The organism is Enterovirga sp. CN4-39, assembly GCF_049446235.1.
Lineage (GTDB): Bacteria > Pseudomonadota > Alphaproteobacteria > Rhizobiales > Beijerinckiaceae > Enterovirga.
The window spans coordinates 196,981-220,332 of sequence record NZ_JBMSEF010000002.1; the positions used below are offsets into that span (position 1 = coordinate 196,981).

Here is a 23,352-nt window from a genome sequence, read left to right on the forward strand (position 1 = left end):
AGAACGGATAGCGCGCCTGACGGCGCTGTCGACCGCTTCGTTAAGTGTTGGTTAACTAGCGCGCCCGGCGCGGCTGCTCGACGGGGGGCGGCCATTCTGGCACATTATCGGCTGCGCCCGACTGCTCGAGGTGGTGCCACATGGGACGTCCAGCCGCGCGGGTCACCGACATCACCTCGCATGGCCCGCCGCTCAATCCCGGACCCGGCAGCCCTAACGTGCTCATCGGAAAGCTGCCCGCCTGGCGGGGGCTTCCGGCTGCAGCCGCGGCCGCCCTGCAAGCGGCCCAGCAGGCGAGCGACGCCGTCATCAAGACTGCGGAGGCGGCCACCGTTGCGGCGGCCGGAACGCCCGGCGCACCCGCCGCCTATGCGGCGGAGCAGGCGGCGAAGACGGCTGCCGCCACGGCGATGAGTTCGCTGATGAGCGGATTGGCAGCGGGGGCAGCTGCCTCGACGGGCGGGATGGGCGCGCCGGACATGCACGTCTGCCCGATCCCCACCCCGGTCCCGCCGCACGGTCCCGGCTACGTGATCGACGGATCGCAGACGGTGCTTGTCAACGGCCTCCCGCTCTGCCGGCAAGGCGACAAGGTGCTCGAGGCGCTTGGAGGCCCCGATCCGATCGCGAAGGGAGAGTTCACTGTGCTGGTTGGCGGGTGAGGCAGGGGGTCTCCTCCAGCTAAAGTCGAGTCGACGATCGGTCGGGCGCGTGCGAAGTTGTTCTGGCGGCGTCCCTTCTCTCAGAGATCATCGATGCATCTTGCGCGAGTTCTTGCCGTCGCCGCGATTTTCGTTGCCAGCACTGCTGCTAGCGCCCAGAAGGTCGACATGGGCACGATCAAGTGCGACGAATTTCTCAAAGCTCCTTCAGAGTTCCATGGTCAGGTCCTTATGTGGCTTACCGGCTACATGGCGGATGAGGATGCTGACCCGGTCATCGATTTCGACAAGATGGCCGAGAACGGCAAGAAACTCGGCGCTTATTGTGCGCAGAACCCTGCTTCCGGCTTGATGACGGCAGCCGAGAACGCGATGCAATAGAGGCCGCTCGTGCCAGGCCAGGGCAGTCTAATCGCCGGTTGTCGCTGCGGAATTTGACTTTCAGGCAGGTCTTGCCTAAGTCGACGGCCACAATCGAGACGAGCGAGCTTTTCAGCCGCCGACCGGTCCGGGGTCCGACGCAGCAGCGTCACAGGCTTCGCCGGAGGTCAACGCCCGACAGCGCGATGCGCCCTCGGGCGTTGTTGGCGTTTGGGCGCACGCTCGCCACATGCGGCCCGAATGGGTGCAAGCTATGGCGGACCAGGAACTGCGCATCGAAGATGCCGTGAACGAGACCTGCCCGTGGTCGGGAAAGCCGATCGCGGCGGATTCGCTCACCCGTTATGCCGGGGCCGTCGTCGGCTTCTGCAATCCCGGCTGCCGCGACAAGTTCGAAAAGGCCGTCAATCATTTCGAGGCCGCGCTGGCGAGCAGACGGCTCGAAGCCTCGATGGGTGGGACGGCCGAGTAGCATGTTCGAAGGTCTCTCCGAAAAACTCTCCTCGATCCTCGATGGCCTGACGCGCCGCGGGGCGCTCACGGAAGAGGACGTCAACGCCGCCCTGCGGGAAGTGCGGCGCGCGCTGCTCGAGGCGGATGTCGCGCTCGAGGTGGTGCGGAGCTTCGTCGACAAGGTTCGCACCCGGGCGGTGGGCGCCGAGGTCGTCAAGTCGGTCACGCCCGGCCAGATGGTCGTCAAGATCGTCCACGACCAGCTTGTCGAGATGCTCGGCTCGGACGCCGAGACGATCGACCTGAATGCGGTCCCGCCGGTGCCGATCCTGATGGTCGGCCTGCAAGGGTCGGGCAAGACGACCACGACGGCAAAGATCGCCAAGCGCCTGACCGACCGGTCCGGCCGGCGCGTGCTGATGGCGTCGCTCGATACGCGGCGCCCGGCCGCGATGGAGCAGCTCGCGATCCTGGGCAAGCAGGTCGGGGTCGAGACGCTGCCGATCGTCGCCGGCCAGAGCGCCGTCCAGATCGCCCGGCGCGCCATGGAGGCCGCAAGGCTCGGCGGCTTCGACGTCGTGATGCTCGACACCGCCGGCCGCGTAACCGTCGACGAGGCCCTGATGGCCGAGGCGGCGGACGTGAAGGCCGCGACCGACGCGCATGAGGTCCTGCTCGTCGCCGATGCCCTCACGGGTCAGGATGCCGTCAACACGGCTCGCGCCTTCGATGGCCGCATCGGCGTGACGGGCATCGTGCTCACCCGCATGGATGGCGATGCCCGCGGCGGCGCGGCCCTCTCCATGCGGGCGGTGACCGGCCGGCCGATTAAGCTCGTCGGCACGGGCGAAAAAGTCGATGCGCTCGAGGAGTTTCACCCGGGCCGCGTCGCCAACCGCATCCTCGGCATGGGCGACGTCGTCTCGCTCGTCGAGAAGGCGGCGGAGACGATCGACGCCGCCAAGGCGCAGAAGATCGCCGACAAGATGCGCCGGGGGAAGTTCGACCTCGACGACCTGTCGGACCAGCTCGGCCAGGTCGAGCGCATGGGCGGCATGGGCGGCCTCATGGGCATGCTGCCCGGCATGGGCAAGATCAAGAACCAGATCGCGGAGGCCGGTCTCGGCGACGGCATGGTGAAGCGCCAGCGCGCCATCATCTCGTCCATGACCAAGGCCGAGCGGGCCAATCCGGATATCCTGAAGGCCTCGCGCAAGAAGCGCATTGCGGCCGGTTCGGGCACCAAGGTCGAGGAGATCAACAAGCTCCTCAAGATGCATCGCCAGATGGCCGACGTCATGAAGATGATGGGCGGCGGCAAGGCGAAGGGTCTCTCCGGCATGCTCGGCAAGATGATGGGGCTCGGCGGCGGCGGCATGGGCGGCATGCCGCAGCCGACGCCTGAAATGATGGCCGAGCTGCAGAAGAAGATGGGCGGCGCCGGCGGCATGCCGGGCATGCCCGGCGGCAAGATGCCCGCCCTCCCGCCTGGCCTCGGCGGGCCGGGCGGAATGCCCAAGCTTCCCGGCCTCGGTGGGCCGGGTATGCCGAAGCTCCCGGGCCTCGGCGGCTTCCCGTTCGGGGGAGGCAAGAAGAAGTGACGGCCGAGAGCCCGTCAGGCCCGGGCGTGTCCCGGGCAACCGGACATCCGTTCACAGGACCCATCGAGATGGCCGGGGCAAGCCCGGCCAGGACAAGCTGAGTTAGGAGAAAACCGTGTCCCTGAAGATCCGTCTCGCCCGCGGCGGCGCCAAGAAGCGTCCCTACTACCGCATCGTCATTGCCGACTCGCGCTCCCCGCGTGACGGCCGCTTCATCGAGAAGGTCGGCACCTACGATCCGATGAAGTCGAAGGACGACCCGTCCCGCGTGACGCTCGAGACCGAGAAGGTCCAGGCCTGGCTCACGAAGGGTGCCCAGCCGACCGACCGCGTCCTGCGCTTCCTCGATGCCGCCGGCCTCGCCCAGCGTCCGGCCCGCAACAACCCGAAGAAGGCGCAGCCCGGCAAGAAGGCCCAGGAACTCGCCAATGCGCGCGACCTGAAGGCCAAGGCGGCGGCCGCGATGGCGGCGGCTGGCGGCGACGCGAACGAGCCTGCGGCGTAACGCGCCGTCATGGCCCGCGGGCCACGGCCTCCGGCCGGCATGAACGAGGCGGGCGCCGTTGCGCCCGCCCGCAAGGATCTCGTCCTCATGGGCGAGTTCGGGCGCGCGCACGGCCTCAAGGGCGAGCTGCGGCTCAAGTCGCATACCGGCGACCCGCTCGCGATCGCCTCCTACGGCCCGCTGCTTCTGGCGGACGGGCGTAGTGTCGCGCTCGCCTCCGTGCGGCAGGCGGCGGGAGACCAGCCGGATCTCCTCGTCGCCAGGGTCGAGGGCGTGCAGACCCGGGAGGCCGCCGAGGCTCTCAACCGGGCCAAGCTGTTCGTCCCACGCGAGAAACTGGGCGAGCCCGAGGACGAGGACGAGTATTTCCTGGCCGACCTCATCGGCCTCACGGCGAGGTCCGAGGCGGGGGAAGAACTCGGCAGCATCGTCGGCGTGCCGAATTACGGCGGCGGCGATCTCCTCGAGATCGCGCCTCCGCGCGGACCGACGATCCTCGTTCCGTTCACGAGGGAGTCCGTGCCGGGCGTGGATCTGAAGGGCGGCTTCGTCACGGTGGCGGAGGAGGCCCTGGCGGCCGGCAGCGAGGCGGAACCGGAGGCCGGAAAGGCCGACGGAGCCGAGGCATGACGATCCGCTTCGAGGCGACGGCGCCGGTGCTGCGCATCTTTTCCGTCGAGAAGGCGAGGGAGTTCTACCTCGATTTCCTCGGCTTCTCGGTGGAATTCGAGCACAGATTTGGGCCGGACTTCCCGCTGTATCTGGGAATTTCCCGCGGAGAACTGGAGCTCCACCTCAGCGAGCACCACGGCGATGCGACGCCGGGCTCGGCGGTGTTCGTCCGGATGATCGGCATCGACGAGTTCCATGCCGAGCTGACGGCAAAGAAGTACCCGTACAACCGGCCTGGCATCGAGGAGCAGCCCTGGGGCCGCGTCGTCTCGGTCACCGATCCGTTCGCGAACCGAATCCATTTTTGCGAGAGGCCGGCGGCGGGCGGGGTCGCTGCGCCGTGACCTGGCGCGCGACGATCCTGACCCTCTTCCCCGAGATGTTCCCCGGCCCGCTCGGGCTCTCGCTGGCGGGTGACGCGCTCGAGGCGGGGCGCTGGGTGCTCGAGGCACGCCAGATCCGCGAGCACGGGATCGGCCGGCACCGCCGGGTGGACGACACGCCTGCCGGGGGCGGCCCCGGCATGGTGATGCGCGCCGATGTGGTGGCGGCTGCGCTCGATGCCGCCTCTCCCGCGGAGGAAGCGCGTCCCCGCCTCCTGATGTCCCCCCGCGGAAAGCCCCTGACGCAGGGGAGGGTGCGCGAGCTCGCGGCCGGCCCCGGCGTGGTCGTAGTCTGCGGCCGTTTCGAGGGGATCGACGAGCGGGTGATCGCGGCGAGGTCGCTCGAGGAGGTCTCGATCGGCGACTACGTGCTGTCCGGCGGCGAGATCGCGGCCCTGGCCGTGCTCGATGCCTGCATACGCCTCCTGCCCGGCGTGATGGGCGCCGAGGATTCCGAGGCAGAGGAGAGCTTCGAGGCCGGGCTCCTGGAATATCCGCACTACACCCGGCCGCGCGAATGGGAGGGGCGCACGATCCCCGACGTGCTCCTCGGCGGCAACCACGCCGCCATCGCGCGCTGGCGCCGGAGCGAGGCGGAGCGGATCACCCGCGAGCGCCGGCCCGACCTGTTCGGCCCCGGCCGAAAGAGCTGAACCTTCGGCTTCCGCCTTCTCAGGCGAAGCGCCGGGCCCCCGCCACGCAAAGCACCACGAGGGCCGTCACGCCGATCATCGCGGAGCTGATCGGCTCCCCGAGGAGGAGACCGGCGAAGAGGAGCCCGAGGAAGGGCTGGAGCAACTGCAATTGCCCGACGCCCGTGATGCCGCCGAGCGCAAGGCCGCGGTACCAGAAGATGAATCCCACCAGCATGCTGAAGACGGACACGTAGGCGAGGCCCGCCCAGGCCGGGAGGGCGACGGCGCTCGGGCTGTCCGGCAGGGTGAGGAGGGCGAGCGGCGCCATGGCGGGCAGCGACAGCAGGAGCGCCCAGGAGATGACCTGCCAGCCGCCGAGCCGCCGCGACAGCACCGCCCCCTCCGCATAGCCCAGGCCGCAGACGAGCACCGCGCCGAGCATCAGGAGATCGCCCTCCAGGGAGGAATGGCCGCCCTGCGACAGCGCGAAGCCGGCCACCAGCATGCTCCCGAGGAGCGAGAAGAACCAGAAGACAGGCTTCGGCCTCTCCCGGCCGCGTAGCACGCCGAAGAGGGCGGTCGCGACGGGCAGCAACCCGATGAAGACGATCGACCGGGCCGAGGTCATGTACTGGAGGGCGAGGGCGGTCAGGAGCGGGAAGCCGACCACCACGCCGAATGCCACGATGGCGAGCGACCCGAGATCGCTCCTGGCGGGGCGGTGCTGCCTCAGGACGACAAGGAGTGCGGCGGCGAGCAGGCCCGCGATCGCGGCGCGTGCCGAGGTGAGGAAGACCGGCGGCAGCCCGCCCACGGCCACGCGCGTTGCCGGAAGGGACGCGCTGAAGATGACCACGCCGAGCAGCCCGCTGCCCCAGCCTTCCCTCGAACGAACCATATGCCTGTTTCCCCCGGCTGCGAGCTAGGCCAGGCGGGACAGTTCGGGAAGGCACACTCCCATACGATTGGTCGGAACTGTATGGCTGACCGAACCGGTACGGTTGGGGAGGCGTGGATGGAGAGCCGCATCGGCGCGGTCATGAATGCGGTCCGCCGCAGGCTGGCCAGCCGGGCGCTGGCCGCGGGAGAGAGGCTGCCCTCCATCCGGCGCCTCGCGGCGGACATGAAGGTGTCGCCCTCGACCGTGGTGGAGGCCTACGACAGGCTGGCCGCCGAGGGATTGATCCAGTCCCGCCCGGGCTCCGGCTTCTACGTCTCCGGCTCTGTGCCCGCCCTCGTGCCTGCGGAGGTCGATCCGCCGCGCGATCAGGCGGTCGATCCGTTCTGGGTCTCGCGCCAGTCCCTCGATGCCGGCGTCGACGTCGTGAAGCTCGGATGCGGGTGGCTGCCGGCCGACTGGATGCCCAATGCCGCCATCCGCCGCGCCGCGCGAGGCTTGGCCAGGGCCGAGGATGCCGTGCTGGCGGATTACGGGAGCACCCGGGGCTCGCTGCCGTTGCGCCGCCTCCTTGCCCGCCAATTCGCGGCCGAGAGCCTCGATCTTGGGCCGAGCCAGATTCTCCTGACGGCGTCGGGCACCCAGGCGATCGATCTGATCTGCCGCCTCCTGCTCCGGCCGGGAGATGGCGTCCTGGTCGACGATCCCTGCTACTTCAACTTCCAGGCGCTGCTGCGCGTCCACCAGGCGCGGATCATCGGCGTGCCTTACACGCCGACCGGGCCGGATCCGGCCCGCTTCGCGGAGACGCTCGCGGCTCACCGGCCGCGGCTCTACATAACCAATTCCGCACTCCACAACCCGACCGGCGCGACGATCTCCCCGCAGACGGCGCACCGAGTCCTGAATGCGGCGGCGGAACACGACGTGACGATCGTGGAGGACGACATCTTCGCCGATCTCGAGCCCGAACCCTCTCCGCGGCTCGCGGCGCTCGACGGCCTCTCCCGCGTCATCCGCATCGGGAGTTTTTCCAAGACGCTATCGGCCTCGATCCGCTGCGGCTACATCGCGGCCCGTCCGGACTGGATCGAGGCGCTGCTCGACCTGCAGGTGGCGACCAGCTTCGGGGGGCCGAGCCCCGTCGCCGCGGAGCTCGTCCACGGCGCCCTGGGCGATGGCAGCTACCGCAAGCACCTGGACGCGCTGCGGCGTCGCCTGTCAAAGGCGCGTCGGCAGGCCGAGGAGAGGCTCGGCGGCCTAGGGATCACGCCCTGGCTCATGCCCCGCGGTGGCTTCTTCCTGTGGTGCCGCCTACCCGACGGCCTGAACGCGGCGGACCTCGCCCGCGCGGCGCTCTCCGAAAAGCTGGTGCTCGCGCCAGGCGACGTATTCAGTCCTTCCCGCTCGGCGTCCGGCTTCATGCGCTTCAACGTCGCCCAGATGGCGGACCCCCGGGCCATGATGCTGCTGTCGCGGGCGCTCGCCAGGCCAATGGCGTAGCAGCAGGGCGCGGCAGGCACTGCATCCGACGCATGGCGGCGCGCCTATTGCTTCTCACCCCTGCATCCCCGGTTGACCAAAGCCCGGGCTGAGAGTTCAGTTTTCGCGTTGAGGGCCGGGAGATCCGGCTGAGGAGAGCAGCATGCCCGTCATCAACCGCGTCGCCGATCTCGTGGACGAGGTCACCGAATGGCGCCGCGACATGCATGCCCATCCGGAGCTTCTCTACGACGTGCATCGCACGGCCGCCCTGGTGGCCGACAAGCTCCGGGCCTTCGGCTGCGACGAGGTGGTGACCGGGATCGGCCGGACGGGTGTCGTCGGCGTCATCAAGGGCCGGCGCGGGACGGGCGGCAAGGTGATCGGGCTGCGGGCCGACATGGACGCGCTGCCGATCGAGGAGGAGACGAACGCTCCCTACAGGTCGCAGACGCCCGGCCTCATGCATGCCTGCGGGCATGACGGCCACACGGCCATGCTGCTCGGGGCCGCCAAGTACCTTGCCGAGACGCGCAATTTCGACGGCACGGCCGTGATGATCTTCCAGCCGGCAGAGGAGGGCGGCGGCGGCGGCGACGCGATGGTGAAGGACGGGCTCATGACCCGCTTCGGCATCCAGGAGGTTTATGGGCTCCACAACTGGCCGGGCCACCCGGTCGGCGCCTTCGCGATCCGGTCCGGGCCCGTCATGGCGGCCGCCGACCGTTTCACGATCAAGGTCGAGGGTCGGGGCGGCCATGCCGCGCACCCGAACAAGTGCGTCGACACCCTGCTCGTCGCCTCGCAGATCGTGGTCGCGCTCCAGTCCATCGCTTCCCGCAATGTCGACCCGCTCGAATCCGTGGTCGTGTCGGTCTGCTCCTTTAAGGCGGGCGACACCTACAACGTCATTCCCCAGCACGCGACGCTGCTCGGCACCGTGCGCACCCTCAAGCCGGAGGTGCAGGACCTCGTCGAGGTGCGGATCTCGGAAGTGGCCAAGAGCGTCGCGGCCGCCTTCGGGGCCCATGCCACCGTCGAATATGCGCGCGGCTATCCGGTGACCTTCAACCATCCGGAGCAGACGGAATTCATGGCCAAGATCGCCGAGATGGTCGGGACCGGCGTGAAGCGGGACGTACCGCCGCAGATGGGCGCGGAAGATTTCTCCTACATGCTGCAGGAAAAGCCGGGCGCCTACATCTTCCTCGGCAACGGCAACTCCGCGCAGTGCCACCATCCGGCCTACGATTTCGACGACGGCGCCATCCCGTACGGCGTCTCGCTCTGGGCGAAGATCATCGAGGAAGGGATGCCGGCGGCGGCCTGATCCCGCCCGGGCTCAACGGCGGCGCGCCTTCGGCTGCGCGCCGCGCCAGGCGGTCTCGAGAATGCCGGCGAGTTCGCCCTCGTCCAGCGCTCCGAGCGTGACCGTGGTCCAGCCCTGCCGGCCCCAGGCATTCGGCACTGGCGCGAAGGCGGCGGGCTTCAGGAGGCACTTGAACTCCTGGTCCTCGGGCGAGAGCTTCAGATTGGCGCTCGCCCCGCCGGGCGGAACCGTCGCGTAGATCCGGGCAACCTTGAAGGCCGTCCGGTCGAAATGCGGCGCCTCGACGGTGCCGGCCAGCGAGAGCGCGATCCGGCGCAGGTCGTCTTCCGTTGCCATGCCTTCCGCTCAGGGTCCCGGGACGACCATGAGGGTAAAAGGATGGACGTAGGCCTGCAACATCACGAGCCCACCCACCAGGCAGGCCAGCGCGATCGAGTGCCAGAACACGAAACGCAGGATGGTGCCCTCGTGTCCGAACCAGTTCGTGGCCGTGGAGGCGACGACGATCGACTGGGCGTCGATCATCTTGCCCATGACGCCGCCGGACGAATTCGCCGCTGCCATGAGGATCGGCGAGAGGCCGAGCTGCTCGGACGTGATCCGCTGCAGTCCGCCGAACAGCACATTGGAAGCGGTGTCTGATCCGGTCAGCGCGACGCCGAGCCATCCCAGCAGCGTGCCGAAGAACGGGTAGAGGAAGCCGGTTCCCGCGAAGGCGAGTCCGAGCGTGGCGTCCAGGCCCGAGAACCGGGTCAGCGTGCCGATCGCCAGCATCGAGGCGATGGTCAGCAGCGAGTACCGCAGGACCCAGATGGTCTCGAGGAATGCTGTCACGAGCCTAAGCGGCGAGAAGCCCATCAGCAGGCCCGAGATGATCGCCGTGAAGAGCACGCCTGTGCCCGTGTAGGACATGTACGTGAAGGCGAAGACGGCACCTTCGGGGGTCGGCTTGGCGACGATCGGCGCCACCTTCTGGATGGCGTTGTGCAGCCCCTCGACCGGGTAGTTCCAGGTGAAGATCGGGTTGACGATCCCCTTGAACCAGTTGGTGCCCCAGAACGCGAGGATCACGCACAGGATGATCCACGGCACATAGGCCATCATCGTACCGTTTGCCGCGAGCGTCCCGTTCGCCGTTACGGCGCCACCCCCAGTGACGCCGAGACCAGGGTCCGGCGCATGCCTTGGCTGGCCCGGCGCAATCTTCAGGGTGCCGACGGAGTCGTCGCGCGTGCGCAACGCGGGCGACGTCCAGACCTCCGCTGGCTGCCAGATCCTCAGGAAGCCAATCAGGCACGCCATCGAGACGAGCGAGGCGCCGATATCGACGATCCAGGGATTGATGAAGTTCGAGATTAGGTATTGCGGGACCGCGAAGGAGACGCCCGTCACCAGGATCGCCGGCCAGATCTCCTTCATGCCGCGGAAGCCCGCGAAGGCCCAGATGAGCCAGAAGGGGACGATCAGCGAGAAGAACGGCAGCTGGCGCCCCACCATGGCGCCGAGCAGGAACGGATCGATCCCCGTGACGGAGGAGAGCCCCTGGATGGGGGCCCCGAGGGCGCCGTAGGCGACGGGTGCCGTGTTGGCGATGAGCGAGAGGCCCGAGGCCGCGAGCGGCGAGAAGCCGAGCCCGATCAGGATGGCGCCCGTCACGGCCACGGGCGTTCCGAACCCGCCCGCGCCCTCGAAGAAGGCGCCGAAAGCGAAGGCCACCAGGAGAAGCTGGAGCCGGCGATCGGGCGTGATCCCGCCGATCGACCGTTCGAGGACCTTGAACCAGCCCTTCTCGACCGTGAGCCGGTAAAGGAAGATGACGTTGAGGATGATCCAGCCGATCGGGAACATGCCCGTCGCGACGCCGAAAAGCGCGGCCCGGATCGCGAGCCCGCTCGGCATGGTGAAGACGAAGACCGAGACCAGTATCGCCACCACCAGCGCAACGACGGCCGCGATATGCGCCTTCACCTTGCCGGAGGCGATGAGCACCAGCAGCGTCACCACCGGGATGGCCGCTGCAATCGTCGACAAGACGACGTTGCCGAACGGGTCGTAGACCTGCTGCCACATCTTGGCTTCTCCTACCAAGATCGTCCGAATTGCCCGTCTGCCTGGAAGCAACGAATGTCAACGCCCGATTTCCCGGTGCCCGGCAGGGCTGGGCTGCCTGTCTTGCAAGTCTCTCCCTTCAGAAACCGGGTCGCGGCTGCCGCCGGGTCCGGCTAGCCCGGGGCGTGGAGGTCGCACAGTGCTTCGTCAGTCCCCGATCCAGCGCACGATGAACTCGACCGAGTGGCTGTTGCTGCTCGGCCTCTCCGTCCTGTGGGGTGGGTCCTTCTTCTTCGTCGCGGTGGCCGTGAAGGAAATCCCGCCGCTGACGCTCGTGCTCCTGCGGGTCGGGCTCGCGGCGCTGATCCTCAACGTCCTCCTGCCACTGCTCGGGACCGGGCTGCCCCGGACGCGCGCGGCGTGGGGGACGATCGCCGTGATGAGCGTCCTGAACAACCTTGTGCCGTTCACGCTGTTCATGTGGGCCCAGACCCGTCTCACGGGTGGTGCCGCCGCCATCCTGAACGCGACGACGCCGCTCTTCGGTGTCCTCGTCGCGCATGCCTTCCTGGCCGACGAGAAGCTGACCTGGCGGCGCGGTGCCGGCGTGCTGCTAGGCTTTCTCGGAGTCCTGATCATGATCGGGCCCGGAGCGCTGGCCGGATTTGGGCATCAGATCGCCGCGGAGGCTGCCTGCCTCCTTGCCGCGCTCACCTATGCCTTTGCGGGCCTGTGGGGACGACGCTTCGCGGCACTCGGCATCTCGCCGATCCAGACCGCGGCCGGGCAGGTGACGGTCTCGACGGTGCTGCTCCTGCCGCTCGCGCTCCTCGTCGACCAGCCCTGGACGCTTCCGGCGCCCGGCGCATCCACGTGGCTGGCCGTGCTCGGGCTCGCGAGCCTGTCCACGGCGCTGGGCTACATCATGTTCTTCCGGATCCTGGAGACCGCCGGGGCCACGAACCTCCTGCTGGTCACCTTCCTGATCCCGGCAAGCGCTCTCCTGCTCGGGGCCGCGTTCCTGGCCGAGCCGGTCCAGCCGCAGCAACTGGCCGGCATGGCCCTGATCGGCGCAGGCCTCGCCGCAATCGACGGCCGCCTCCTGGCCTGGGCCGCCTTCCGGCGTGCCTCACTCGACGGCCGGACATGACGCGACGCGACCCCGGCAGGCTCAGCCGGGCTGCACGAGCGCGCTCGCGCCGGCGGCGATCAGGGCCGCGCCGATCACGCCGATGGCGCGCTCGTTCATGGTGAGCGGGAAGATCCGGCCGCTCTCGGTGGCGGGCCGGAGCGCGATGTCGACGATGAAGCCCGCCACCAGCGGCACCGTGAGGGCAGGGGTCGGGACCCAGTGCGGGATCGTGGCGGGCGCCCGGCCCAGGACGAGGCCCGTGAGGGCGCCCACCACCCAGATCCCGGCGATGAAGGCGTAGCCGGTCCGTGTCGGCATCATCGGCCCTAGTAGGTGGCGCGGCCGCCGGAGAGGTCGAAGACCGCCCCGGTCGTGAAGGAATTTTCGGCTGATGACAGCCACGCCACCATGGCGGCGATCTCTCGCGTCTCGACGAAGCGGCCGCGCGGGATCTTGGACAGCATGAAGTCGATATGCTCCTGGGTCATCTGGTCGAAGATGCGCGTTCGGGCGGCGGCGGGCGTGATGCAGTTCACGCCGATGTCGTAGCCGGCGAGCTCCTTGCCCAGCGACTTCGTCAGCGCGATCACGGCGGCCTTGGAGGCCGAATAGGCCGACGCGTTCGGATTGCCTTCCTTGCCGGCCACGGACGCGATCGCGACGATCCGGCCGTAGCCCTGCGCGATCATGGATGGCACGACGGCGCGGCAGCAATGCAGGGTGCCGTCGACGTTGATCTTGAAGATCCGCGACCACTCGTCGAGTGGATAATCCCAGGTCTTCACGTTCGGGCCCGCGATGCCGGCGGAGGTCACGAGGATGTCGATCGGGCCGTGCTCCGCCTCGGCCGCCTTCGCGGCCGCCACGGTGCTCTGTGGATCGGTGACGTCGACGGCGCGGGCGATGACCTTCCCGCCCGTGTTCTCGGCGGTCTCCTGCGCCAGGTCGAGATCCAGGTCCCAGATCTCCACGGTTGCGCCGCTCGCGGCGAAGCGCTCGACGATCGCCTGCCCGATGCCCTGGGCTCCGCCGGTCACCACGGCGACGTGACCGTTCAGATCGATCTGGTTCATCCATCCTCCCCTTGCACTTTGCCCGAGCCTAGCTGCGCTCGCTGGCAAGAGCGAGCCCGCCGAAAGCCGTGTTGAACGGGCCAGGGTTGCCGCCTAAGGCCAATCGACGAGCGCGTGAAACAGAGCGGGGACCGACGGCATGCGGGTGGGGCTTGGGTTGGCGGCTGCTGCCGCCGCCGGATTCTGGGCTGGGCCGGCGCAGGCCGCCGGCGCGATCGACGGAAAAGCCCTCGGCCTCGTCTGGGCCATCCCGTTCGTCGGGATCCTGCTTTCGATCGCCATCCTGCCGCAACTCGCCCACCGCTTCTGGGACCGCCATATGGGCGCCCTCTCGGCGTTCTGGGCCCTCCTCGTCCTCGTGCCGCTCGGATTGACGCAGGGTTTCGCGCCGACGCTGGACGTCGTGATGCATGTCCTCCTGACGGAGTACATGCCCTTCATCCTGCTTCTGTTTGCCCTGTTCACGATCGCCGGCGGCCTTGTGGTGGTCGGCAACCTGCACGGCTCGCCTGCCCTGAATACCGGCCTCCTGGCCTTCGGCACGGTGCTGGCTAGCTGCATCGGCACGACCGGCGCCTCCATGGTCCTGATCCGGCCACTCCTGCGCGCGAACGACAACCGCGTGCACAACGTGCATGTCGTCGTCTTCTTCATCTTCCTGGTCTCGAATGTCGGCGGGGCCCTCACGCCGCTCGGCGACCCGCCGCTCTTCCTCGGCTTCCTCCGGGGCGTCGATTTCTTCTGGACCACTCGCTTCCTGGCAGCCGAGACCCTGTTCACGGCCGGCGTGCTGCTCGCGATCTTCTTTGTGCTCGACACCTACTGGTACCGCCGGGAAGGCGTGACAGTGCCGGATCCGACGCCGGACGACGAGCGGCTGCACATCCGCGGCGTCGTGAACCTCGTTCTGCTCGCCGCCCTGGTGGGCGTGATCGTGCTGAGCGGCGTGTGGCGGCCGGGGATCAGCCTGCACGTCCTCCACGTGGAGCTGCAGTTGCAGAACCTCGTGCGGGACGCCGCCATGGTGATCCTGGCGCTGCTGTCGCTCGCCCTGACCAGCAAGCGGAACCGCGCCGCCAACGATTTCAACTGGCGTCCGATCATCGAGGTGGCCAAGATCTTCGCGGGGATCTTCGTCTGCCTCGTCCCCGTCGCGGCGGCGCTCGGTGCCGGGCGGGAGGGTGCTTTCGCGCCGCTTCTCGCGCTCGTGTCCCGGCCGGACGGATCGCCGAACGAGGTCGCCTACTTCTGGCTTACGGGCATCTTGTCCTCCTTCCTGGACAATGCCCCGACCTACCTCGTCTTCTTCGAGCTCGCGGGCGGAGATCCGGTCCAGCTCATGGGCCCGCTCGCCGGCACGCTGGCGGCCATCTCGACCGGGGCCGTCTTCATGGGCGCCAACAGCTATATCGGGAACGCACCCAACTTCATGGTCTACGCCATCGCGCGGGACGGCGGCGTGAAGATGCCGAGCTTCTTCGGCTACATGCTCTGGTCGGGCGCGATCCTGGTGCCGATATTTGTCGTCGTGACGTTCATCTTCTTCCGGTAAGATGCTCGTCCAAGGACCTGTGTCATGACCCGAGCCGACGCGGTGAACAGATTGAGCCGAGAAGCTCCAAGATTGCGTCGCCTCGGCGTTCGCGAGCTCTACCTATTCGGGTCAACCGTTCGTGACGAAGCGACCGATGCGAGCGACGTGGATCTCTTCGTCGAAGAGGATTCGGCACGGTTCGGCCTTATCGAATTGGCAGAGCTCCAGGAGGAGGTCTCGTCGATCTTGGGCACGCGAGCAGACGTGACGACTCGGCAAGGTCTTCACCCGCTGCTTCGGCCGCGGATCGAGGCGGAGGCTCTCCGGATTTTTTAATGCGAAGTACGGCTGCAGCTCACCTTCACGACATGCTGGCCATGATCGACGCTGCTGCCGAGATGACAGCCAGCCAGAGTGCAGAACGATTTGCTGCCGACCAGCGCACGCGTCTAGCTGTGGAGCGGTGCATCGAGATCGTCTCGGAGGCCAGTCGGCGGATTTCAGCCGCGGACAAGGCACGGACCCCACATGTGCCCTGGCCTCGGATTGCCGCAATGGGGAATATCCTGCGGCACGAGTACCATCGAACTTCGCCGTCGGTCGTCTGGCATACCGCTACCCAGTCGCTCCCCGAGCTAAGGCCTATCATCGCGGCCTTGCTGGAGCAGGTGAACGAGGCCTGAGACCTCAGCGCTCCGTCAGCTTCAGCTCGATGCGGCGGTTGCGGCTGTAGGCTTCGTCTGTCGTCCCGAGGTCGAGCGGCTGGAACTCGCCGAACCCGGCGGCCACGAGGCGCTGGGGAGGGATGCCCCGCGCGGCCAGCGCCTGCACGACCGAGATGGCGCGGGCGGCCGACAGCGCCCAGTTCGACGGGAACTGGGAGGAGGAGATCGGACGGGCATCGGTGTGGCCGTCGACGCGCAGCACCCACGGGATGTCGGGCGGGATCTCCTTCGACAGGTCGAGGATCACGGCCGCGATCCGGTCGAGCTCGGGGCCGGCTTCCGGCTTGAGGGTCGCCTGCCCGGCCGAGAACAGCACCTCCGACTGGAACACGAAGCGGTCGCCGACGATCCGCACGTCGGGGCGCTGGCCCAGGATCTGGCGCAGGCGCCCGAAGAAGTCGGACCGATAGCGGGCGAGTTCCTGGACCCGCTGGGCCAGGGCGACGTTCAGCCTGCTGCCGAGATCGGCGATGCGGGCCTGCGATTCCCGGTCCCGGTTCTCGGAGGCGGCAAGCGCCTCTTCGAGCGCGGCCAGCTGCCGCCGCATGGCGGCGATCTGCTGGTTCAGGAGGTCGACCGTCGAGAGCGCGCGGGCCGTGAGCGCCTTCTCGGCCTCCAGGGCCGCGCTCGCGGCACCGGCCCGGACCTCGGCCGAGCTGCCGGCATCGATGAGGGCCTGGAGGCGGCTACGCTCGTTGGCGCTCGCCTGGAGCGTGCTCTGCAGGCTGCTGACCTGGGTTTCCATGTCGCGCCGGCCGGAGCGCTCCAGGGCGAGGAGGTCCGTCAGCTCCGCGATCTGCCGGTTCAAGCGGTCGAGCACGCTGTCCCGCCCCGAGATCTCCCGTGCCAGGAAGAACTGGCCGAGTATGAAGATCGACAGGAGGAAGATGATCGACAGGAGCAGGGTCGTCAGGGCGTCGACGAAACCCGGCCAGTAATTGAGCGAGCCGCGGCGCGAGGCCCGCCCGGCGGCGACCGGCATCAGAGCACCCGATCGCGCGCGAAGCGCTCGAGCAGAGCGCGGACGTCACGGTCGCGGGCAGCCTGCGTCTCCATCCATTCGCGAAGCAGCTTCTGCTCCGAGCGCATATTCTGGACGAGGCCCTCGATGCTATCGGCGAGGTTGGCCATCGCCTGGGCGGCGATGGCGGGGTCCGCGGGCGCGGCCTCGGCGCCCATCGCGTTGGCGGCGGTGGCCGACGCGAGCCAATCCTCGAGCTCGGTGTAGAACCGGTTCTGGGCCTGCCCGGCCTGGAGGTCGAGAAAGCCGAGGATCAGTGATCCGGCGAGGCCGAACAGCGAGGCCGAGAAGGAGATGCCCATGCCGGCGAGGGGCGCGGAGAGGCTCGTCTTCAGCTCGTCGAACAGGACGGCGGCGTCCGACCCGGTGCGGAGCGAGCCGATGATGCGGCCGACGGAGTTCACGGTCTCGATCAGGCCCCAGAAGGTGCCGAGGAGACCGAGGAAGACGAGAAGCCCGGCGAGGTAGCGCACGAGCTCGCGGCTCTCGTCCAGCCGGGCCGAGATCGAATCGAGCAGCGACCTCACGGTCGTGACGGAGAGGCCGGCGCGGCTGGCCGGATCGCCGATCAGGGCCGCCATGGGGGCCAGCAGGATCGGCGGCCGGGCGAGCGTCCGGCCATCGGCGCCGCTGATGTGGTTGACCCAGCGGATCTCGCGGAAGAGGCGGATGACCTGCCGACCGGCGAGCACGATGCCGACGAGCAGGACGCCGCCGATCAGCGCGTTCAGGCCGGGATTGCCGAAGAAGGCCCGCTTCAGGGGCTCGAACAGGATCAGGACCAGGAACCCGACCAGGATCAGGAACACGGCCATCCGCACGAGGTAGATGCGGGGCGAGGAGAGCGGGCGCGCCTCGTGCTGAAGCGGGGTCGGGTGCAGCATCGTCAGCTCATCGTGGCGTGGCCCCTCCGGCAAGAGGCCGCACGGTGAGCTTAGCGAGCCAGCGGCTTCCGCAGAAGTCCAAGCAACTCGCGGTGAAGGACTTCATTGCCGCAACACACCGACAATGTGGTCATCGGGTCCGAGCCGCCGTCGCAATCGCTGACGAAGCCGCCGGCCTCGCGAACGATCGCGATGCCCGCCGCCATGTCCCAGGTCTGCAGGTCGCGCTCCCAGTAGAGGTCGGCGCGGCCGGCCGCCACATAGGCCATGTCGAGCGCGGCCGAGCCCATCCGGCGCAGGCCGGCTGAGACCGTCATGACGGACGCGATCTCCTGGAGGAAACGGGGATGGGCCGGGCGGCCGAGATGCGGCAGGCCGCAATAGACGACCGCATCCGCCATGTCGCGGCGCGAGGCGACGCGGAGCCGGCGGTTGTTCAGGTAGGCGCCCTTGCCCCGCTCCGCCATGAACAGCTCGTCCTTGATGGGATCGTAGATGACGCCCGCCACCATCTGCCCATCGCGCTCGAGCCCGACCGAGATGCAGAAATGCGGGATGCCGTGGAGGAAGTTCGTGGTGCCGTCGAGCGGGTCGATATGCCAGCGATGCGTGGTGTCGGTGCCTTCGATCGTGCCGGTCTCCTCCATGACGAGGCCATAGCCGGGGCGGGCCTTCTCCAGCGCGCCGCGGAGGATCTCCTCCGCGCGGTGGTCGGCGGCCGATACGAAGTTCCCGGGGCCCTTGCGGGAGACCTGCAGGTTCTCGACCTCGCCGAAATCGCGCTTGAGCGACCGGGCCGCCTTCATGACGGCCTCCGTCATCACGGTCATCAGGGGGGAGCGGATCATCTGTCTTCCAAAGGAATGGCTGCCGGCGGCACGCCGGCAGCGGGGCGAGCGTGTCGCCGGATACGGTGGTGCCGTTCTCCGCTCAGCCGAGCGTGGCGTCGAGCGTGATCTCGGCGTTGAAGAGCTTGGAGACCGGGCAGCCTTCCTTGGCGGCCTTCGCGAGCTCGTCGAACTTCGCCTTGTCGATGTTCGGGACCTGCGCCCGCAAGGTAAGGGCGGACTTCGCGATCTTGAAGCCCGGTCCGTCCTTCTCAAGCGTCACGGCGGCCTCCGTCGACAGTTCGGTCGGCGTGAAGCCAGCGCCCTGGAGCTGGAAAGCCAGCGCCATGGTGAAGCAGCCGGCATGCGCGGCCGCGATCAGTTCCTCGGGATTGGTCCCCTTCTCGTCCTCGAACCTCGTCTTGAACGAATAGGGGGTCGAGCTCAGCACGCCCGAGTCGCTCGTAAGCTGGCCCGTGCCGTCCTTGCCCGTCCCCTGCCAAACCGCGCGCGCCTTCCTGACCGACATCTGCAGCCCTCCGGGTTGGTGAAGCGGTTCAATTGAGCCGTCCGGGCGCGTTTGTCGACAGCACCCGCGAAATTTCGCGGCGCCGGCAGCCGGTCAGGTAGCCGACCGGCCGGGCGTCGCTGGGGGCGCCTCCGTCTCGACCTGGCCCCTGCGCTGGAGGAGGAGCGCGACGTACCAGCAAAGGCTGGCCCAGCAGGCTCCGACGCACCACCCGGCGAGTACGTCCGAGGGCCAATGCACGCCGAGATAGATGCGCGAGAGCCCGATCAGGACGGTCAGGACGACGGCGAGCCCGAGGAAGAACACTTTGACGCGCCTCGGCTTGTGCACGCGCGCCAGGAGCGCCCCGAGGGTCAGGTAGGTCACGGCGGAGAGCATCGCGTGCCCGGACGGGAAGCTCGCCGTGTAGACCCGCACCCCGTGCGGGACGAGGTCGGGTCGCGGCCGCTCGAAGCCGAGTTTGAGGAGCGCGCTCACGACCATGCCGCCCGCGACGGCGAAGAACACGAGCGCGGCCGCACCGCGCCGGCGCGTCATGAGGAGGTAGCCCAGCGTGGCGAGCGTCACCAGGCCCAGGATCGCGTGGCCACCGAGGCCGGTGAAATCCCGCGCGCTCTCTTCCAGCCAGGCCGGACCGAGCGGGTCGGCCGGATCGGTCGGGCTCCGCAGCGCGAGCAGCAGGGTCCTGTCGAAGGCGAGGGTGTCGTGGTCCATCACCTCGCCGGCGAGAGCCACGAAACCCCACCCGAACAGGCCCACCAGGGCCAGGGTGACGAGCGGCCCCGCCTCGGTCAGGCCGAGGCGGAGCGTCAGGTTGCGGTACAGGTGCTGGACGGCGCCATGGCGGGGCTGGCCGGCGGGAAATTTCATGAACGGGTCCCCGCTCCCACCGGCCTGCGGGCGCGCACCCTCAGTTCCGCTGCGAATAGATGAAGTAGTCGAACGGGAACTCGCCGATCCGGAACCAGGTCAGCTCCTTCTCGCGGAAAGCCGACCAGTGGTCGTAGATCTTCTTGAACTTCGGATTCTGCGCGGCGATCTCGCCGTAGAGCTGGAAGGCCTGCTTGTAACCCGCCTCTAGCACCTCGCGCGGGAAGGCGCGGAGCTGCGCGCCCTGGCCGATCACGCGGCGCAGCGCGTCCGGGTTCTCCGCGTCGTACTTGGACAGGCACCAGAGATTGGCCTCCGCGCAGGCTGCCTCCAGCACGTTCCTGTAGGCCTCCGGCAACGTCGCAAGCTTGTCCTTGTTCACGTAGAGCGAGGTGCCGGCCGTGCCCTCCCAGAAGCCCGGGTAGTAGTAGTAGCGGGCGACCTTCGCGAAGCCGAGCTTCTCGTCGTCGTAGGGGCCGGCCCATTCGACCGCGTCCAGGGTGCCGCGCTCGAGCGCCGGATAGATGTCGCCTCCCGCCAGGACCTGGGGGACGACGCCGAGGCGGGAGAGGACCTGCCCGCCCATTCCGGCGATCCGGAACTTGAGGCCCTTCAGGTCCTCGACCGAGTTGATCTCCCTGCGGAACCACCCGCCCATCTGGGCGCCCGTGTTGCCGGCCGGGAAGTTGACGATGTTGTAGTCGGCCATGAAGTCCCGCACGAGCTGCAGCCCGCCGCCGTGGATCATCCAGCCGTTATGGTGCCGGGTGTTGAGGCCGAAGGGGACCGAGGCCTCGAACATGAAGGTCGGGTCCTTGCCGATATAGAAGCTCGACAGCGTGTAGCCGCACTCCACGGTCGCGTTCTGGACCGCGTCCAGCACCTGCAGGCCGCCGATGAGTTCGCCGGCCGCGAAGACCTGGATCTGGAACTTGTTGTCGGTCGCGGCCGCCACCCGCTTGGCGATGTGGGCACCCGCCCCGAAAAGGGTGTCGAGGCTCTTGGGGTAGCTCGACGCCATCCGCCAGCGGATCTCCGGCAGGCCCTGCGCAATCGCCGGGCTGGCGACCGCCGCGGCTCCGGCCGCGATCCCGCCGCCCTTCAACAAAGACCGACGATCCATTCCTTGCTCCCTCGAGAGATCTCTCGCGCCGTCAATAGACCTCCCGCCCGCCGGGGTTAAGTCGGCAGAGTCCTGCGCTGGACGCACGCCCCAGCCTCTCGGGAGGCGCAGGCGGAGAAGATCCTTCCATGCCATAAGCCCCTGAAAGTTTGGAGGAAGCATGACGCCTGCGAGCCTGAGCCCCGTCCAGCGCTGGTCGATCCTGGGTGGGGCCGCGATCATGCTGAGCCTCGCCATGGGAATGCGGCAGAGCTTCGGGCTGTTCCAGCCGCACATGGTGCGCGACATCGGCGTGACCACCGCCGATTTCTCGCTCGCGATGGCGATCCAGAACATCGTCTGGGGCATCTCGCAGCCCTTCGTCGGGATCCTGGCCGACCGGCTCGGGTTTCGCTGGCTGACGCTCGCCGGCGTCGCCGTCTACATGGCCGGCCTCGGCCTCATGGTCACGGCCACCTCGGCGCTTCACCTCATCCTGGGATCGGGGATCTGCATCGGGCTCGCGCTGTCCTGCTGCGCCTCCAGCGTCGCAATGAGCATCTCCTCGCGCGCCGTGACGCCGGCCCGCCGCAGCGTCACCATGGGCATGGTGTCGGCGCTGGGCTCGCTCGGCCTCGTCATCGCCTCCCCGATGGCCCAGACGCTCATCTCCACCTCCGGCTGGCAGGTCGCCCTGATCGGCTTCATGGGCCTCGCCTGCGTCATGATCCCGGCCGCGATCGGGGCCGGGCGGGTCGACCGGATGGAGCCGGCCAAGACCCAGCAGCTCGAACAATCCCTGTCGGAGGTCCTGCGCTCCGCCTTCGGCCATTCCGGCTATGTCGTGATGGCGCTCGCCTTCTTCGTCTGCGGCCTCCAGCTCGTCTTCATCACGACGCACCTGCCGACCTACCTGGCCGATTGCGGCATGGACCCGTCCGTCGGCGCGGCCGCGCTCGCGGCCATCGGCTTCTTCAACGTGATCGGCTCGTATCTCTTCGGCTGGCTCGGAGGGCGCTACCCCAAGCAGTACCTCCTCGGCGGCGTCTACGTGCTGCGCTCGCTCTTCGTCGCGGCGTATTTCCTCCTCCCGCCGACGCCGGCCTCAACGCTGGTCTTCGGCGCCGCGATGGGCACCCTGTGGCTCGGGGTCGTGCCGCTCGTGAACGGGCTCGTCGTCGAGCTGTTCGGCCTCCGCTACATGACGACCCTCGTCGGCATCGCGTTCTTCAGCCACCAGGTCGGCTCGTTCCTGGGCGCCTGGGGCGGCGGCATGGTCTATGACGCGCTCGGCAGCTACGACGTCGCCTGGAAGGCGGCCGTGCTCATCGGCCTGATCGCGGGCTTCGCGCAGATGCTGATGAACGTGCGCCCGCCGGTCGATCGCCGGCCGGCGGTTCCCGTACCGGTCGCGCAGCCGACCGCCTGAGGGCGGCGGCGGGCGCGACCCGCCTGCTACACGGCGTGCGGCGCGGGCTCCTGCGTCAGCACTGCGTAGAGGGCGCTCGCGTCCCGGGCGGCACGGATCCGGTCATGGCAGCCGGGCTCGCGCAGCACGCGCGCGACGCGGGCGAGCGCCTTGAGGTGGTCTGCCCCGGCACCCTCGGGCGCGAGGAGCAGGAAGAGCAGGTCGACCGGCTCGCCGTCGAGCGCCTCGAAGTCGATCGGCTTCTCGAGCCGGGCGAAAAGGCCGAACAGGTGATCCAGCTTCGGCAGCTTGCCGTGCGGGATGGCGATGCCTTCCCCGATCCCGGTCGAGCCCAGGCGTTCGCGCTGCAGGAGAGTATCGAAAATCTCGCGCTCGTCGCGGCCGGTCAGCCGTGCCGCGTGCACGGCGAGCTCCTGGAGGGCCTGCTTCTTGGAGTTGGCCTTCAGGGAAGGCGCAACCGCCTCCGGGCTCAGGAAGTCGAGCAAAGGCATTGGTCGAGAACTCAGGTGAGGTTTGGCGTGGCCATCCCGCTCACTGCTTAGCAAGCCTTCGGCCAGGGTCATCTGCATCATCGAGCGGTGGGTCGACCCACCCGATCGAGCCATCTTGCCGGCGATATACGACGTTCACTCGGCCATGGCCAGCATGCCTGAAAACCAGGGCGGGAGCGCCCGCGAGGTCGAGTTCGATCACGGCATCACCCACCGTGAGACGGTCGAGACGCCTGGTGGTCTCGGCGATGACGACGGGATGGTAATCCTCGTCGTCAGCCTCGATCTCCTCCCTGCCGGGTGCCTCGATGATGACGTAGGCGCTCTCCGCTTCGGTACTCGGCGGATGCGATCCGCCCTCGCCGCTGCGGTCCCTGATTCGCCGCTTGTAGCGCCTCAGCCGCTTCTCGATCCGCAGGGCGGAGAGATCGAAGCTCGCATGGGCGTCCTGCGCGGTGCCCGACGCTTCAAGGGTCGCGCCATGGCCGAGCTTCACGATGCAATCGGTCCGGAAGCCGGCTCCGTCGCGCGAGACCATCACGTGCGCCGCCCCCGCACCGTCGAAGTATTTTCCGAGCGCCGCCTGCAGCCGTGTCTCCGCCTGGGATCTGAGCGCCTCGCCGACATCCAGGTTCTTTCCGGACACCCTGATGGCCATGTCGCCTCCCTTGCGGCCGCGCGTCG

The 23,352-nt window shown here is 68.5% G+C and carries 28 protein-coding genes; 15 read left to right on the forward strand and 13 right to left on the reverse strand.

What is annotated here, in order from left to right:
* The first annotated feature begins 140 nt into the window (after positions 1 to 140).
* The 8 genes from ACO2SS_RS04680 to trmD all read left to right on the forward strand — a co-directional run bounded on the left by ACO2SS_RS04680 (position 141) and on the right by trmD (position 5,310).
* Positions 141 to 662 carry a PAAR domain-containing protein gene (locus ACO2SS_RS04680; RefSeq protein ID WP_423276425.1) on the forward strand — a complete coding sequence of 174 codons (522 nt, stop codon included), beginning with the start codon at positions 141 to 143 and terminating at the stop codon, positions 660 to 662.
* Between the two features lie 93 nt (positions 663 to 755).
* Positions 756 to 1,043: an HdeA/HdeB family chaperone gene (locus tag ACO2SS_RS04685; RefSeq protein ID WP_423276426.1), complete on the forward strand. Its 288-nt coding sequence runs from the start codon at positions 756 to 758 to the stop codon at positions 1,041 to 1,043.
* Positions 1,044 to 1,296: 253 nt separating this feature from the next.
* On the forward strand, positions 1,297 to 1,515 hold the full coding sequence (locus ACO2SS_RS04690) for a glutathione S-transferase (RefSeq protein WP_423276427.1): 219 nt from the start codon (positions 1,297 to 1,299) through the stop codon (positions 1,513 to 1,515).
* Position 1,516: 1 nt separating this feature from the next.
* Complete coding sequence (gene ffh, locus ACO2SS_RS04695) at positions 1,517 to 3,097, forward strand: signal recognition particle protein (RefSeq protein WP_423276428.1); 1,581 nt, start codon at positions 1,517 to 1,519, stop codon at positions 3,095 to 3,097.
* Between the two features lie 115 nt (positions 3,098 to 3,212).
* The gene (rpsP, locus tag ACO2SS_RS04700) at positions 3,213 to 3,602 is read left to right on the forward strand and encodes a 30S ribosomal protein S16 (protein WP_423276429.1); all 390 of its coding nucleotides are present in this window, start codon (positions 3,213 to 3,215) and stop codon (positions 3,600 to 3,602) included.
* A gap of 9 nt (positions 3,603 to 3,611) precedes the next feature.
* The gene (gene rimM / locus ACO2SS_RS04705) at positions 3,612 to 4,232 is read left to right on the forward strand and encodes a ribosome maturation factor RimM (RefSeq protein ID WP_423276430.1); all 621 of its coding nucleotides are present in this window, start codon (positions 3,612 to 3,614) and stop codon (positions 4,230 to 4,232) included.
* Entirely contained in the window at positions 4,229 to 4,618 is a 390-nt protein-coding gene (locus ACO2SS_RS04710; RefSeq protein ID WP_423276431.1) for a glyoxalase superfamily protein, read from the forward strand. The genes rimM and ACO2SS_RS04710 overlap by 4 nt, the downstream gene beginning before the upstream one ends.
* Positions 4,615 to 5,310, forward strand: coding sequence for a tRNA (guanosine(37)-N1)-methyltransferase TrmD (trmD, locus tag ACO2SS_RS04715; RefSeq protein WP_423276432.1), 696 nt, complete (start codon positions 4,615 to 4,617; stop codon positions 5,308 to 5,310). Before ACO2SS_RS04710 ends, trmD begins: the two co-directional genes overlap by 4 nt.
* Before the next feature lie 19 nt (positions 5,311 to 5,329).
* Here trmD and ACO2SS_RS04720 read toward each other — a convergent pair whose 3' ends face one another.
* Positions 5,330 to 6,190 carry a DMT family transporter gene (locus tag ACO2SS_RS04720; RefSeq protein ID WP_423276433.1) on the reverse strand — a complete coding sequence of 287 codons (861 nt, stop codon included), beginning with the start codon at positions 6,188 to 6,190 and terminating at the stop codon, positions 5,330 to 5,332.
* A 117-nt stretch (positions 6,191 to 6,307) separates the two neighbouring features.
* On the opposite strand from ACO2SS_RS04720, the gene ACO2SS_RS04725 reads away from it, so the two are divergent.
* Positions 6,308 to 7,693, forward strand: coding sequence for a PLP-dependent aminotransferase family protein (locus ACO2SS_RS04725; RefSeq protein WP_423276434.1), 1,386 nt, complete (start codon positions 6,308 to 6,310; stop codon positions 7,691 to 7,693).
* A 142-nt stretch (positions 7,694 to 7,835) separates the two neighbouring features.
* A complete protein-coding gene (locus tag ACO2SS_RS04730) occupies positions 7,836 to 9,002 on the forward strand; it encodes a M20 aminoacylase family protein (protein ID WP_423276435.1) in 1,167 nt (388 codons plus the stop codon).
* A gap of 12 nt (positions 9,003 to 9,014) precedes the next feature.
* Here the strand turns inward: ACO2SS_RS04730 and ACO2SS_RS04735 are convergent, their stop codons facing one another.
* Together ACO2SS_RS04735 and ACO2SS_RS04740 are read right to left on the reverse strand one after the other, a co-directional pair.
* Complete coding sequence (locus ACO2SS_RS04735) at positions 9,015 to 9,338, reverse strand: MmcQ/YjbR family DNA-binding protein (RefSeq protein WP_423276436.1); 324 nt, start codon at positions 9,336 to 9,338, stop codon at positions 9,015 to 9,017.
* 9 nt (positions 9,339 to 9,347) lie between these two features.
* Positions 9,348 to 11,072: an L-lactate permease gene (locus ACO2SS_RS04740; RefSeq protein WP_423276438.1), complete on the reverse strand. Its 1,725-nt coding sequence runs from the start codon at positions 11,070 to 11,072 to the stop codon at positions 9,348 to 9,350.
* A gap of 208 nt (positions 11,073 to 11,280) precedes the next feature.
* On the opposite strand from ACO2SS_RS04740, the gene ACO2SS_RS04745 reads away from it, so the two are divergent.
* The gene (locus ACO2SS_RS04745) at positions 11,281 to 12,201 is read left to right on the forward strand and encodes a DMT family transporter (protein ID WP_423276797.1); all 921 of its coding nucleotides are present in this window, start codon (positions 11,281 to 11,283) and stop codon (positions 12,199 to 12,201) included.
* Between the two features lie 21 nt (positions 12,202 to 12,222).
* Here the strand turns inward: ACO2SS_RS04745 and ACO2SS_RS04750 are convergent, their stop codons facing one another.
* Positions 12,223 to 12,504 (reverse strand): hypothetical protein, encoded by a 282-nt coding sequence (locus tag ACO2SS_RS04750; protein ID WP_423276439.1) that lies wholly within the window; start codon positions 12,502 to 12,504, stop codon positions 12,223 to 12,225.
* Positions 12,505 to 12,509: 5 nt separating this feature from the next.
* Complete coding sequence (locus ACO2SS_RS04755) at positions 12,510 to 13,256, reverse strand: SDR family NAD(P)-dependent oxidoreductase (protein WP_423276440.1); 747 nt, start codon at positions 13,254 to 13,256, stop codon at positions 12,510 to 12,512.
* Positions 13,257 to 13,395: 139 nt separating this feature from the next.
* Between ACO2SS_RS04755 and ACO2SS_RS04760 the strand changes: the two genes are divergently transcribed.
* The 3 genes from ACO2SS_RS04760 to ACO2SS_RS04770 are packed head-to-tail and all read left to right on the forward strand — an operon-like array spanning position 13,396 to position 15,473.
* Positions 13,396 to 14,808, forward strand: coding sequence for a sodium:proton antiporter (locus ACO2SS_RS04760; RefSeq protein ID WP_423276441.1), 1,413 nt, complete (start codon positions 13,396 to 13,398; stop codon positions 14,806 to 14,808).
* Between the two features lie 24 nt (positions 14,809 to 14,832).
* Entirely contained in the window at positions 14,833 to 15,126 is a 294-nt protein-coding gene (locus tag ACO2SS_RS04765; protein ID WP_423276443.1) for a nucleotidyltransferase family protein, read from the forward strand.
* Positions 15,127 to 15,167: 41 nt separating this feature from the next.
* Complete coding sequence (locus tag ACO2SS_RS04770; RefSeq protein WP_423276444.1) at positions 15,168 to 15,473, forward strand: DUF86 domain-containing protein; 306 nt, start codon at positions 15,168 to 15,170, stop codon at positions 15,471 to 15,473.
* A 4-nt stretch (positions 15,474 to 15,477) separates the two neighbouring features.
* Here the strand turns inward: ACO2SS_RS04770 and ACO2SS_RS04775 are convergent, their stop codons facing one another.
* The 6 genes from ACO2SS_RS04775 to ACO2SS_RS04800 all read right to left on the reverse strand — a co-directional run bounded on the left by ACO2SS_RS04775 (position 15,478) and on the right by ACO2SS_RS04800 (position 20,769).
* Positions 15,478 to 16,497: a peptidoglycan -binding protein gene (locus ACO2SS_RS04775; protein WP_423276445.1), complete on the reverse strand. Its 1,020-nt coding sequence runs from the start codon at positions 16,495 to 16,497 to the stop codon at positions 15,478 to 15,480.
* Positions 16,497 to 17,420, reverse strand: coding sequence for a flagellar motor protein MotA (locus tag ACO2SS_RS04780; RefSeq protein ID WP_423276446.1), 924 nt, complete (start codon positions 17,418 to 17,420; stop codon positions 16,497 to 16,499). Before ACO2SS_RS04780 ends, ACO2SS_RS04775 begins: the two co-directional genes overlap by 1 nt.
* A 50-nt stretch (positions 17,421 to 17,470) precedes the next feature.
* The gene (locus ACO2SS_RS04785) at positions 17,471 to 18,268 is read right to left on the reverse strand and encodes an inositol monophosphatase family protein (RefSeq protein WP_423276447.1); all 798 of its coding nucleotides are present in this window, start codon (positions 18,266 to 18,268) and stop codon (positions 17,471 to 17,473) included.
* Between the two features lie 82 nt (positions 18,269 to 18,350).
* Positions 18,351 to 18,776: an OsmC family protein gene (locus ACO2SS_RS04790; protein WP_423276448.1), complete on the reverse strand. Its 426-nt coding sequence runs from the start codon at positions 18,774 to 18,776 to the stop codon at positions 18,351 to 18,353.
* A 93-nt stretch (positions 18,777 to 18,869) separates the two neighbouring features.
* Positions 18,870 to 19,646, reverse strand: coding sequence for a phosphatase PAP2 family protein (locus ACO2SS_RS04795; protein WP_423276449.1), 777 nt, complete (start codon positions 19,644 to 19,646; stop codon positions 18,870 to 18,872).
* A 40-nt stretch (positions 19,647 to 19,686) separates the two neighbouring features.
* The gene (locus ACO2SS_RS04800) at positions 19,687 to 20,769 is read right to left on the reverse strand and encodes a TRAP transporter substrate-binding protein (protein ID WP_423276450.1); all 1,083 of its coding nucleotides are present in this window, start codon (positions 20,767 to 20,769) and stop codon (positions 19,687 to 19,689) included.
* 160 nt (positions 20,770 to 20,929) lie between these two features.
* Here ACO2SS_RS04800 and ACO2SS_RS04805 point away from each other — a divergent pair, with 160 nt between their 5' ends.
* Complete coding sequence (locus ACO2SS_RS04805; RefSeq protein WP_423276452.1) at positions 20,930 to 22,177, forward strand: MFS transporter; 1,248 nt, start codon at positions 20,930 to 20,932, stop codon at positions 22,175 to 22,177.
* A gap of 26 nt (positions 22,178 to 22,203) precedes the next feature.
* Here the strand turns inward: ACO2SS_RS04805 and ptsN are convergent, their stop codons facing one another.
* On the reverse strand, positions 22,204 to 22,668 hold the full coding sequence (ptsN, locus tag ACO2SS_RS04810; RefSeq protein ID WP_423276453.1) for a PTS IIA-like nitrogen regulatory protein PtsN: 465 nt from the start codon (positions 22,666 to 22,668) through the stop codon (positions 22,204 to 22,206).
* A 40-nt stretch (positions 22,669 to 22,708) separates the two neighbouring features.
* Entirely contained in the window at positions 22,709 to 23,326 is a 618-nt protein-coding gene (hpf, locus tag ACO2SS_RS04815; protein WP_423276454.1) for a ribosome hibernation-promoting factor, HPF/YfiA family, read from the reverse strand.
* Positions 23,327 to 23,352 lie beyond the last annotated feature (26 nt).